The 12166-nt window shown below is 57.0% G+C and carries 10 protein-coding genes; 4 read left to right on the top strand and 6 right to left on the bottom strand.

The window, feature by feature from the left end; genetic code table 11:
• Positions 1-19: 19 nt before the first annotated feature.
• The 6 genes from ACTG2U_RS04530 to ACTG2U_RS04505 form a co-directional block, all read right to left on the bottom strand.
• A complete protein-coding gene (locus ACTG2U_RS04530; protein ID WP_139739910.1) occupies positions 20-580 on the bottom strand; it encodes a hypothetical protein in 561 nt (186 codons plus the stop codon).
• Positions 581-614: 34 nt separating this feature from the next.
• On the bottom strand, positions 615-2039 hold the full coding sequence (locus ACTG2U_RS04525) for an NAD(P)/FAD-dependent oxidoreductase (RefSeq protein WP_439974112.1): 1425 nt from the start codon (positions 2037-2039) through the stop codon (positions 615-617).
• Positions 2040-2141: 102 nt separating this feature from the next.
• On the bottom strand, positions 2142-2981 hold the full coding sequence (locus ACTG2U_RS04520; RefSeq protein ID WP_182962857.1) for an FTR1 family iron permease: 840 nt from the start codon (positions 2979-2981) through the stop codon (positions 2142-2144).
• On the bottom strand, positions 2981-5983 hold the full coding sequence (locus ACTG2U_RS04515; RefSeq protein WP_439974111.1) for a YncE family protein: 3003 nt from the start codon (positions 5981-5983) through the stop codon (positions 2981-2983). The genes ACTG2U_RS04520 and ACTG2U_RS04515 overlap by 1 nt, the downstream gene beginning before the upstream one ends.
• Positions 5984-5987: 4 nt before the next feature.
• A complete protein-coding gene (locus ACTG2U_RS04510; RefSeq protein WP_439974110.1) occupies positions 5988-6437 on the bottom strand; it encodes a hypothetical protein in 450 nt (149 codons plus the stop codon).
• Between the two features lie 127 nt (positions 6438-6564).
• Entirely contained in the window at positions 6565-7050 is a 486-nt protein-coding gene (locus ACTG2U_RS04505; protein WP_005333692.1) for a YqhA family protein, read from the bottom strand.
• Positions 7051-7328: 278 nt separating this feature from the next.
• Between ACTG2U_RS04505 and ACTG2U_RS04500 the strand changes: the two genes are divergently transcribed.
• The 4 genes from ACTG2U_RS04500 to ACTG2U_RS04485 all read left to right on the top strand — a co-directional run bounded on the left by ACTG2U_RS04500 (position 7329) and on the right by ACTG2U_RS04485 (position 12142).
• Positions 7329-8318 carry a DUF2860 family protein gene (locus ACTG2U_RS04500; protein ID WP_439974109.1) on the top strand — a complete coding sequence of 330 codons (990 nt, stop codon included), beginning with the start codon at positions 7329-7331 and terminating at the stop codon, positions 8316-8318.
• Positions 8319-8730: 412 nt separating this feature from the next.
• Positions 8731-10350 (top strand): DNA phosphorothioation-dependent restriction protein DptF, encoded by a 1620-nt coding sequence (gene dptF / locus ACTG2U_RS04495; protein ID WP_439974108.1) that lies wholly within the window; start codon positions 8731-8733, stop codon positions 10348-10350.
• Between the two features lie 2 nt (positions 10351-10352).
• Complete coding sequence (gene dptG / locus ACTG2U_RS04490; protein ID WP_439974107.1) at positions 10353-10913, top strand: DNA phosphorothioation-dependent restriction protein DptG; 561 nt, start codon at positions 10353-10355, stop codon at positions 10911-10913.
• 86 nt (positions 10914-10999) lie between these two features.
• Positions 11000-12142, top strand: a complete 1143-nt coding sequence (locus ACTG2U_RS04485; protein ID WP_041204923.1) for an IS4-like element ISAs18 family transposase — start codon at positions 11000-11002, stop codon at positions 12140-12142.
• Positions 12143-12166 lie beyond the last annotated feature (24 nt).

The following is a 12166-nucleotide window of genomic DNA, read 5'->3' as shown; positions in this document are numbered from 1 at the left end:
AATGATTGGCAGGTTGCCATCAAAGCGGCGCCAGCACGGCCATCAGCGCTTTTTCTGCATCGCTAAAGGCGGCGGCATCGGCGGGCTTGGCGCCCACCCCGAATACCCCCGGGTTACCGATGGCATCCAGCACCTTGGCCAGCGCCTGTTCGGCCGCCTTGCGATCTCCTTCATTGAGGGAGGGGAGGATCAAGTCGAGGAAGCGCTTGCTCTTGACCACCAGCACCTTGGCGGTCTGGTAGTCGCCAAGATTCTGGCTGGCCCCTTCGAGGCGGCGCTCGATCTCCGCCTTGTAGGCCCGGTTGAGCAGGGCGGCGGTGGCTGCGGCATCTTTGGCCTTGATGGCGGCGGCCAGCGGCCCTTGCAGCTCCACCTTGTGGTGCTGTTCCAGATAGCTCAGCTCGTCGGCAATCTCGCTCAAGGTGGCGCTGGCATCCTTGCCGTCAGTGGCGGCACCCAGCAGCGCCTCGCGGGCGTCGATCAGTGGCTCCTTGCCGGCGGCGGCGTAGGAGTAAGCCTGCGCCTGCCCGCTCAGGGCCAGCAGCAGGGTGAGGGCGAGTAAACCCGGGCGGATGGTCATCCTGTTCTCCTTACTTATGCCAATGGCGCGGCCATCAGGCCACGCTCTGGGTTTCAATCACGGTGTTTTCATTGCGATGGTTAAAGATGGCGTGACGTCTGTCCACCCCGTCGATCACCATGTCAGCGGCCATCATCCCCATCTCCATGGCGGTGTCGGTGAAGATGTAGCGGAATGTCCCCTGACGGCCGGTCATGATGAGGTTTGTGATGGGCATCAGCGCCTTGATCGCTTCGTTACGACGGGCCTGATAGCCCAAATCCATCAGCGGATAGGCGTATTCGCTACGCGCTTCAAAAGTTTCATCGCCAAGCTTGGCGGTATCGACACCGAGGCTCGCGAGATCGGCGGTGACCCGACCGCGCAGATCGGCCAGCGGCGCCTGCCAGGTGGCATCCCCCGGATTGCAGGGGATCTCCAGCATCACCGAGGTCTGGCCCTGTGGCGCCATAAAGGGGCTGCGGCGGCGCGGCTCCTGCAGGCGGGTGGCCAGAATATGGGGATCGGAGAGGTACTGCCAGGTGTTGTCCGACAGGTTCTCCTGTTTGAGCGGCATATTGACGAAGCGCAAGGATCGGTAGTGCAGATCGCACGGCAAGCCCAGATGCTGGCAGGTGAGCGGCAACGGCAGGGTGGAGATCACCTGATCAAATTGCTCGCTTTGCTCAACGTTATCTTGTGACCAATAAACCCGTTCAATTCGGCCATCAGCCTGCTCAAGGCGGGTGATGGTGGCGCCGGTTTTCAGCTCAACGCCTTCGGCCACCAGTCGCTCCCCCAGGGTGGTGAAGATCTGGCCGAAGCCATACTTAGGGTAGCGGTATTTGCGGGCATAGGTGCGCACCGAGATACTGCCGTTGCGTCTTGGCAACAGGCGGCGAGCCACGTCTTTCAAATCGATCAGGCTGATGCGCTGACCGGCCCAGTCGGCGGAGAGCTTGTCCGGGTTGATACCCCACAACTTGCCGGTGTAGCCCTCGAAAAACTGGCGGTAGAGTGTGCGGCCGAAGTGACTCTGGATCCACTCGGCAAAGCTCGCCTTGGCAAAATCGTCAGGCTTCTTGCTAAAGGGCAACAGCAGCAAGTCTTTCACCGCTCCGGCCATCAGGGCCAACGGCGCCGTTTTGAGCAGGTTGGGCAGGTTCAATGGGTAGTCATAGGTGCGCCCGCCAAAGCGGATCACGCTCTTGCGCTCAGCGTGGAGCAGGTCATCCCCCATCAGCTCGTCGATAAAGGCGAGCAGCTCGGGGTTCTTGGTGATAAAGCGGTGTCCGCCGTAGTCAAAGCGATACTCCCCATCGCGTCCCTTGAAGGTCTGGGTGGCGCACATGCCGCCGACCACCGGCTCCTGCTCGAACAGGGTGACGGCAAAACCGGCACGGCACAGGCGCCATGCCGCCATCAAACCGGCAGGGCCAGCGCCCAGCACTGCAATGCTTTTCTTGTTGTTATCGCTCATGACCTATTCCGAAACTGCTTGATAGATAAGGGAACCGCGCCAAGGCGCGGCTCCCGAATAGTGTTGTTACCCCGTGGCCTTGTTGCCACAGGGCGTGTTGGCTCAGCCCTTGCTGGATGCGGCGCTCACCTGCGGGCGATAGCTGCGCTGCCAGAGGGTAACGAAGATCGCCAGATAGAGGGCCCAGGTCAGCAGCTGTAAGCCAGCGGGTGAGGCATTGTAGCCAAACAGGGCGCGCAGGAAGGTACCAAATACCCCCTGATCGTCGAGAATGTGGCTGATGTCGAACACCGGTGTGGTCCAGAAGGTGATGATCTCTGCCGCCTGCAACATGTTGACGGCGGACGACAGCAGACCTGCGGCGATGATGATGATAAGCAGGCCGGTCCAGCGGAAGAAAGGCGCCAGCGCCACCTTGCGGGTGGAGCGCAGCAGCCCCCACACCAGCGCGATGGAGACCAGCAGCCCAGCCAGCGCGCCCATCAGGCCGGATTGCAGATCGACCCCTTGCCCGGAGTAGAGCAGGGCGGAGAAGAAGAGCACGGTTTCAAACCCTTCGCGCATCACAGCAAGGAAGGCGAGCAGCACCAGACCAAACAGGTTGCCGCCATCGATGGCCGCATCGATGCGCGCCGTCATGGCCCCCACCTGGGATTTGGCCTGCTTTTGCATCCAGATCGCCATATAGGTGAGCACCAAGGTGGCGAAGATGAGGATCCCCGCCATCAACAGGTGGTTGTAGCGCTCGCTCTCGAACTGGCTCACCACCACCTGGAACAGGAAGGCGACGATCAGGGAGGCGACAAGGCCAAGCCCCACCCCCAGATAGATGAATTTGTTGTAGCGGCTCGCCCCCAGCTTGGCGAGGTAGGAGAGGCAGATGCCGACCAGCAGGAAGGCTTCCAGCCCCTCGCGCAGGGTAATGAGAAAACTTGCAAACATCAGGATTGAGGCTCCGTAGCGGGCGTGACGGGGAGAGGCTGCAAGGTCAGTTGCAACCGATTTAGCTGCACTATGGGTGGCTCCGGCAAGCTGGGCTCGGCGGCGCGCACCGCATCATTGACCCACTTGGGGTAGGTGCGGAAATTGAGTTTGATATCGGCCTTGAAGGGCCCTTGGGCTTCTGCGGGCAGCGACCAGACTTCATCGCGCCAGCCATCGGCCGGAATGCGGGTATCTTCCAAGAGCTTGGCGTAACGCCAGAACTTGAGCCCCACCGGCTTGCCCTCGGCATCACCGAACACTTTTCTGAACAGTCGCGCATCCTCAGGGACAGCACCATCCACCGGTTGGCCGCTGGCAAGCACCAGCTTGCCGGTGGCGTCGGTGACGGTCAGCTCCAGCCAGAGTTCACGGAAATCGGCCACACCGGTGGGCAGGGCATGGCCTGCGCCGGTATTGGCGACCCGCACCACCAGTTGCTGACTATCGGCAGTCTGTTCGATACGGGCGGAGAGGGTCGCGCTGGAGCGCAAGAGCGCCAGACTCTCCTGCTCAAGGTCGGGATTGCGCAGCCCCACCAGCTGATGCTGGGCGCCGGTGAAGTTGTGGCGATAGAGCCGCGCTTTCATGGTGCCGTTTTCGGTGGACTGGCCCGCCACCGGCGCGCCGCCATTGCCCGGCTCCGGGTTCATATGGCAGTCGATGCAGGTGCGCCGCTTGGCAGGATCCTCGGCCTTGGCGAAGCTGGATTTTTCCCACTCGTCCCAGGTGTTGACGATATTGGCGCCGGTGCCCGGGGCAAACTCGTTGTGGCACGATTTGCACAGGGCCGCATCGCGGTAGAAATCCTTCTGATAGGAGGCTTTGTGGGCCGCCGGACGGGCGTTGATCTGCCGCTCGGCCAGCCAGTGCTGGAGGCTGCCGCCCGCGGCATCCTCGAACACATAGCTCTCGCGGTCTTTCAGATTCACGGTAAAGGCGCTGTTGCCGCCCGCATCTTCTACCTTGGTGATGCGATGGCAGAGCACGCAGCCGGTCCCTTCCTCAACCACAGGTTCGCCCGCCTTGTGGGCAGCAATCAGCGAGGCGCCGCCCTGCTCGAACATGTGGGAGCCCTTGGGTAGATCCTGCTGGCCGTTCATTACCTGCTGGGGCATGTGGCAGCCCTGACACCACTGACCGAACGCTTCCCCTTCGGTTTCGCGGGCCAGCGCCTGCACCACCTTGTAGTAGGGGTGGGAGTTGCCCATCAGCCGGTGGTTGCTCTCGCTCCAATCTTTGAACGCCTGTTGGTGGCAGTTCTGGCAGGAGGCGGAGTTGAGCCACTCCTTCGGGTGGGTAGTCGGCGCCTTGGCGGGATCCGTGCGCGGGGCATCGAGTCGCAGCCAGTTGGCGAGATAGGGTAGGTTGCCATCGGCGGTGACGAAGGCGTGCAGATCTTCCATCATCACCTTCACCTCGGGCTGAGGCTGGGCGGGGTCAACCACCTCGGCCCCATCGCGGATGTCATGGCCCATGCCGCCCTGGGTCTGCTGGGTCATGCGCAGGTATTCGCCGACAAAATCCCCCGCCACCATGTTGGTGAGGTTGGCGTGGCCGTTGATGGCGTTGTCGCCGCTCTTCTGGCGATGGGCCGCCATCAGATAGCGGTTGGTGAAATTGAATCCGTCCAGATGGCAGGAGTTGCAGCTCATCCAGTTGTCCCCCGCCATGGGGAAGCGTGAGTTGGCGCCGTTGTTGCCAAGCGTGTTACCAAGATGGAACAGCCGCTCGCCGCGCTGAAGCGGCTCTGGGCGCGGATCTGCCTTTACCAGCTTGGCAAAGTGGGGCACATCAACCGTGACTCGGGCAAACGGGCCGCTGCCGCCGCTATTGAGGCGGGTGAGATCCTGTCCCATGGCGTTGTGCACCAGAATATGGTCACCGTCGATCAGCAGATCCCGCGGATTCTGGCCCGGCAGGTGACGCAAGAGCTGGGTTGCCTTGGCTCCCCCCTGAAACTTCTTGCGGCGGTGACGGTTGTTGTTGGACTTGCCGCTGCGAGAGAGGTCAAACACCAGCAGATCTTCCGAGCCCGCCAGGGTCAGATAGACCCGCTTGCCATCGGCGGCGAAGCGCGCCGCAAACGGGTTGGAGACGATCTGGCTGCGGTTGCCGACGCTTGGCAAATTGATCTGCAAAAAGAGCTGCTTTCTTTCATCGACCCGCTCTTTCTCCTCATCGAGATCGATGATGGAGACGGCCGGAAAGACGGTGCTTTGAAACTGGAAGGGGTGGCTGAAGCTCCACAGCACATGAGGCAGCCAGGCCTCGCTGCCATCGGGGGAGAGGGCGATGCCGTCGAGCAGGCGCGGCAAGCCCTGCGAGTCGCTCGGCGTGTCGCTATGGGTCTCGGCCAGGGTAATGAGCTTGGGCTTGGGAAGCGAAGCGTTCTTGGCGCCGTGGCCAAGCTTGGCGAGATCATAGATGGCGAGCTGGCCGGTCATGGCGTGGGTGAGCAGCAGGCGATCGTCGTTGGTCAATGCCAGCCCGCGGGGAGTCTCGGCGGTTTCTGCATCCAGCTGGAGGTTGCCCGCGGTGTCGTAAGCCTGCAGACGAGCGGATTCGAACAGCGTGACCCAGAACCACTGCCGTTTGGCATCGAAGATGACCCCATAGGGGCGGTGGCCGGTGGGGATCGTCTTTTCCAGATCGAGAGCATCATCCAGCAGCAGCAGGCGATCGCCGCTGTAGTCGGTGACCAGCAGGGTGCCGTCATCGGCGCGGGCAAGCTGGCGCAGATCGCCCCCCAGCTGCACCTCTTTCAGGCGCTTTCCGCTATCGCGCTCCAGCAGGGTGACGGAACCTGCGCTCAGGTTGGCGGTGACGAGGCGCGGGGCGCTTCCCTCCTCATAGGCGAGCATCCCTGTGCCCATCTGTTGGGCCAACGCAAAGGGGCTGGCCAGCAGCAGGAGGAGGGCCAGCAGGGGTGACAAATATGCAGAAAACGATGACTTCAACATGGGATCAGGAGCGCCATTTCAAGATGGTCCAGCGCCAGGCGTGGCGCAGCACCAGAGGAGTTAACGCCAATGCGCTCAACCAGTGGGCCCAGCTGGCGAGGTTGCCCATGGCATCGCCCGGAGTGCCGTGCAGCACCAGCAGCAGGCCGCTGGCCAGACAGATCAGCAGCAGGGTTTCAATAATCCGCCCCGTGGTGCGTAAAAAGGGTTTGTTGCTGCGGTGCAACAAGCTGCGATGGGAGAGCCAGAAGGCGCCAAATAGCAGGGGGAACAGGGTGAGCGAGAGCATCACATGGAAAAACAGATTCCAGCGTGCCAGCGACCAGAACGGGGTCAGCGGTTCCCACAGCAGCAGGCCGGAGAAGAACATTAGATAGAGGGTGCCCTCGGCGGCCTGATGGTGGTAGGCCAGCCACTGCCAGAATTGTCGTGGTGAGAGAGAAAGGCTTGTCATAAAGGCTCCAGCACCCGGGCGGGGCAGCCCGGGGGAGCAAGTTTATAACGCAGTAAGAGTAATGAAAAGTGTTATCAATTGTATTGCTGGTGAATCAAGGCTGAACAAGCACAGTGATCAAACTCGACTATTTATGCTCTGCCATCCGCTCGGTCACCGCATAGATGAGCGCGGCCAGCGAGAAGGCGAGAAACACCACCACGGACCACTTCATATCGACTTCATTGATGATGCCATCTTCGAGAAACGCCTTGAGCACCTCCACTCCGGCGATAGTCACCAGCGAGTTGATGACGATGAGCTTGAGGGAGGCAAAGTTGATCTTGCTAAGCCAGTTGCTGCTAAGGGAGGCGCGTTGCTCTTCCGTCTGGATAAATTGCACATAGCCACAGATAGCAACCAGGATCAGCATCTGGGCCACCAGTATAAAGTCCACCAGGGTCAGCACGCCGGTAATGAGGTCCAGATAGGGGATCTCGAAAATGTTTACAGAAAGCTGATAGAGCTGCATGGCAAACTTCACCATCAGCAATACCACGCAGATGAGAATGCCAATGTAGAAGGGGAACATCATCAATCTGCTGCCATTGAGCATGAAATTGAATCGACGCATGAGAACTCCGATGTTGAGAACAGGGGTAAATAGAGTGAGTATGGCGCGAGCAGCCCGCAGCGTTGCAAGGCAGTGGGGGCTCATTATGCCGGGTCGCCCCCTGCTTGCGCCTATAAAAAAATAAAAAGCCATCATAAAAAATAAAACCGCATCCCGCTGTCTTATTTGTGATTTTTCCCTGCCGTAACATGCCGCTTCTCAAGTCAGGGGGGCGACAGCCTCCCTCCTATTTATCAGGCTCGGCCCACCGAGAGTGGCCGCTTGTCAGGAGTGTTGCGATGCGTATTGGTCTGCTGTTGAGTATGGGGATGCTGGTTGCAAGCGGGGTTCAGGCACAAGAGCTGGGAGCCATTCCCGGGGAATCTGGTTTTTCCGGCAGTGTGCTGGCGGGGGCCAGCGTTGGCGAGACCAAGTCCAATTTTGCCACGTGGAGTGCAGGTAGCGAGCGTATTGACGCTTTGGGGGCTGCGGCGCAGCAGCGCCACCTTGATCCGGTGATCAACGGGGATCTTCGCTACACCTTTGCCTCCACCGGTAGCCAGCTGTTTTTGGGCAACCTCATTCAAGATGCCATTCGCGGCGACGGTACCCAGCAGTTCGGGCTGCGCCAGCAGCTGGGGGACAAGGGGATCGTGGCCGGTTCGCTGGTGTTCAATGCCACCCCGGTCAAGGTCTGGCGCGATCCCTTTGCTGTGGGTGTGGCACGTCAGGAAAGTGATGTGCGATCCCACGGCGCCCGTTTGGCGTGGGACAACATCTGGGGCAGCGCGTTCAGTGGCAGCGTCACCAGCCGCGACGTCAAGGTGGATGGGGAGTCCAGCGGCGAGCAATATGGCCGCGCGGTGATGGGGATGCTGGATCGCAATGGTCGGGTCAACTCCGCCGAGCTCTCCTACCAGTTCTTGCTGGCAGACGATCAGTTCCTCGAGCCAGCAGTGCGCTATGAGCAGGCTGATCTGGCGGGCAGTGCCGAGTCTTACGTGAGCAAGGGGTTGCAACTCACGTACGCCAAAACCTCGCTCCGCTGGTCATTTGTCAGCAACCTCTATCTGGGCAAGCGCGACTATGACGAGGCCAACCCGCTGTTTGGCCAGCGTGCCGACAGTCGCGACATGGCCATCGATGCCACCCTCTTCAGGCACCAGGTGTTTGGCATTGCGCCGCTCTCTGCACTCCTGAGCGCCAGCTACGCCACGGCAAACTCCGGGATCGACTTTTACGATATTCGCGCCACCAGCATCACCACGGGCCTGCTCTACCGTTTCTGATCCCGGCATCCGGCAGCGAGATGAGGTGTACACACAGGGGCTGGTCAATCCAGCTCTATTGTTTATGGGATGGAGCTCAATAGACAATTCAAGCTGTATGCAGGTTGGTCATTACATGCAGACAAGAGATGTTTTGACAGTGTAGCGTTCATCTGGGGTAGAGAGGAGGTCATGACATACAGGTTGATTTGGGAAAAAACGGCAAGAAAATCTCAAGTGTAATGCTATTTGTGTTGAGGGAATTTAGCCTAATAGCTGAATAAGTGGACTATGTGCCTGTATAAGATAAAAACAAATGTGAGTTCAGATTTGACGAACGTCAAGGATTCATACAAAGACTCATCCTTTCTTGTAGTCTCCCAATGATTCAATCAGTTAGTATCGGTCAGATATGAAATGATAGGTTTATACCGTGAGCACAATCTCCCTTCGCAAGGCCCTCGGGGTTTTGGCTAAATCTTCGTCCTTCTCGGTCAAGACGACAACACAACGTCAGAGAGATCTGTTTGATGACCTCAAGGATTATCTCTACGTTACACCCGAAATCGAGGATGATTTTGAGAAGTGCCTCCGTTCATTGCAGCCTGGTGAGTGTGTGTTTTTATGCGGCAGTAGTGGTGATGGCAAATCTGAAATATTGTCACGTAGCTATGACCAATATAAAAACAGATATACCTTCCATCTGGATGCAACCCATAGCTTTTCGCCTCATCAATCAGCAATCGATGCGCTAAACGAACTCTTTGATCGTGCGGGTGACGGGGCTCAACCCCTGGTGGTTGGTATCAATATCGGTATGCTGGCCAACTTTGCCAAAGAAGGGGCTGAGCGGCACAGTGTGTTGCGTGGCGTGATCGAGCGTTTTTTGGATAGTGGCGAGAGAACGCAAGGGGCATATCACTTTCTGGATTTCGAGTCCTATCCAAAATTTCGTTTTAATGATGACGCTGGCAGCTATTCAAGCTTTATGCGTCAACTGCTCAAGCGGTTAACTCAGCCAACCGATGACAATCTGTTTCATGCTATTGCCCTTGCAGATGAGCAACGCCAACGCGACATGCGCCTCATCGCCAATTTCAGGCTGTTGGCCAATGAGCACGTGCAAGAGATTATCATTACCACGCTGTTCAAAACCCGTTTGATCAAGGATCAATTCATTACGACTCGCGCCTTGCTGGATCTGTTGCATCAGCTTCTGGCCGGGGAGCATTACCTCTTTGACAACCTGTTTCTGGCTAAAGACAGCGAGCTAAGCCTGCGTCTTGCTGACTTTGATCCTGCCTTGATTCATACCCAAGCGGTAGACCAGTTTGTGCTGCGTTATGAGCTGAATCTACCGGATGAGGCGCTGGATGCCTTTATGGTCGAGCTGGCAAAACTGGGGCTCATATTCAACGAGCCTCGTGATAAAGCGGGTCAAGCCGCATCCCTTCTGCGGCTTTTTTATCTGCTTAAGGACTGTGAGCTTGGCAATAACTACCATCACCAATTCAAAGTCGATTTTGAAGAGCAGGTACTTGAACACTATGCCACTGTCTGGCTGCAGCATAGTCAGTATCTTGGGGAGGGTGGAAGCCAGCTGGCCTTGCGCAATTTCTATGTGAAAGCGCTGATCCCGGCCATTTTTGTTTATGCCAACCGCAATGCCCCTGAGTTGTCAAAGCGAGAGCTTTCTCTTGGTCAATTTGGCCAGTGTCATGTCGCGGCACCTGTCGATCTGAAAGCTGATTACAGCGCAATTCAGCGTCAGCATGTCGAGAAACACGATCATTTCAGCGCCTATCTGAAGATTGATGATCAGCCCTTGGCACCAATGGCAATCAACCTCAATCTGTTTGAGCTGATCTGCAAGCTCAACAATGGCTATCGGCCAAACAAGTACGACAAGAATGCCATCGTGTTGCTTGATGAGATGGTTGAGCAAATCCGCGCTGTCGCTAAAAAGAGCCCTGTTCTTCACTATTACGAAGGTGATCAGCATTACCGTCTTGGTTTGGATGACGGCATGATCACTGTAGAAGGAACCAGATAGTCATGTCTCTGTATCCAATTCCTGTCGGATTAGCTCCGGTTGATAAAAACAAGCTCACCAACTACTGGCCCATTCGCAACAAAGGCAATGAGTTTGACTGGGATACCGTGACAGGTGTCGTGCTGGGGCTGTCCTTGCGCAAGCAGGTGACTGCCTATGAATTCGAGCAGTTTAAGGAGGAGTGCAAAGCCCGGTTTGCAGGCAAGCTCGACGATCCTGATTTTTGGCAGGTGCTTGAGCGAGCCTATTTTTCAAATGATGCACTCTTTCATATTTCACCGCTGTTCCTGTTGTTTAAGGCCAAAGGTAAGAAGAGTGGACAAGCCGATCTCAGCGCACCAGATACGCGGTTGTGCAAATTGTTTGCAGGTCTGTTGGGGGATTTCTTCCTTGAAGATGCGCTCGATGACAAGCTCAACTTTGTCGAGCAAGAACTGTTGTCCGTTTTGCAAGGCAGGCTGCAAAGCGGCAGCCTGGTAAAAAATGAGGATGAGCAACCTTATCTGCCTTTTTTGAATGCCGTATTTCGTGAAGATATTCGCTTTTTGGCTGCACACCCTTAACCATCCCCTCATATGAGCGAGGCGTGGCGCGGCTTCTGAGGTATGATCGCCATCCTTGACCAGCTAATACCCAACAGACTATCCCCATGTTTAACCACGAACTAATCCTCAACCACATCGACGATATATTTGGACAGGACATGCATGCTAAGCGTGTTCTTTCCCTCGCCAATGCTACCCTCGGGGTTATCGAGTCAGGTTCACTGGCCATCCACGCCATCGGTAGTGGCCTCTCCTTGGCCAACGGTCTCGAACGTAAACATGCGGTTAAACAGGTGGATCGCCTGCTCACTAACACCAAGCTCAATGTCTGGAGCCTCTTTGACGATTGGGTGCCCTATGTGGTCGGTGAACGTACCGAGATCGTAGTCTCCATGGACTGGACCGAATTCGATGCCGATGATCACAGTACCTTGGTTATCAGCCTGCAAACCAACCACGGTCGCAGTACTCCGCTGCTGTGGAAAACCCATCGGAAATCGTTGCTCAAAGGGCAACGCAATGCCCATGAGAAAGAGCTGCTCACCAAGCTCAAGCAGACGTTGCCAGAGGGTATCTTCGTGACGGTAGTAGCTGACCGCGGCTTTGGTTACATGGAGCTGTTCGAACGCCTGGAGCAAGAGCTAGGCTTTGCTTATCTCATTAGATTTAAAGGAAATGTTTTGGTTGGTTACCCTGGTGTAGAGCAGGTTCCAGCTCGGGACTGGCTAACGCCGACCGGGCGCACCCGAACCCTCAAAGCGGTGGAGCTAACTGGGCAGCGACAGCCTGTCGAACGGGTCTATTGTTGTCATAAGAGTGGCATGAAAGACGCGTGGTTTCTGGCCAGTAACCGGACCGACCTGAGCGCCGCCAAGGCGTTGCAACTATACGGCCAGCGCTGGGGTATCGAGACCAGTTTTCGTGATATCAAAGATTACAAATTCGGCATGGGTATGGGAGATGTGCACATCAGTAATCCGGTCCGGCGCGACCGACTGTTTTTATTCAGTGCCCTGGCCATCGTCTTGCTGACGCTGCTGGGTAAGGCTGGAGACAGTGTCGGTCTAGAGAGAACGATCAAGGTCAATACCAGCAAGAGCCGAACCTATTCGTTCTTTCGGCAAGGGGTCATCTATTACCAGTTGTTACCTAAAATGAAAGAAGCCAATGCGGTCTTGTTGATGGATAAATTTATCTACTACCTGAAGCAACACCGCTTATATACCCGCACACTTGGAATTATTTGAGTCTCTAAAAATGAGGGGATCTCT

The sequence above is a fragment of the Aeromonas sp. 95A genome (assembly GCF_051919235.1).
GTDB classification, from domain to species: Bacteria; Pseudomonadota; Gammaproteobacteria; order Enterobacterales; family Aeromonadaceae; genus Aeromonas; species Aeromonas veronii.
This window is presented reverse-complemented; position numbering and strand designations above follow the sequence as displayed.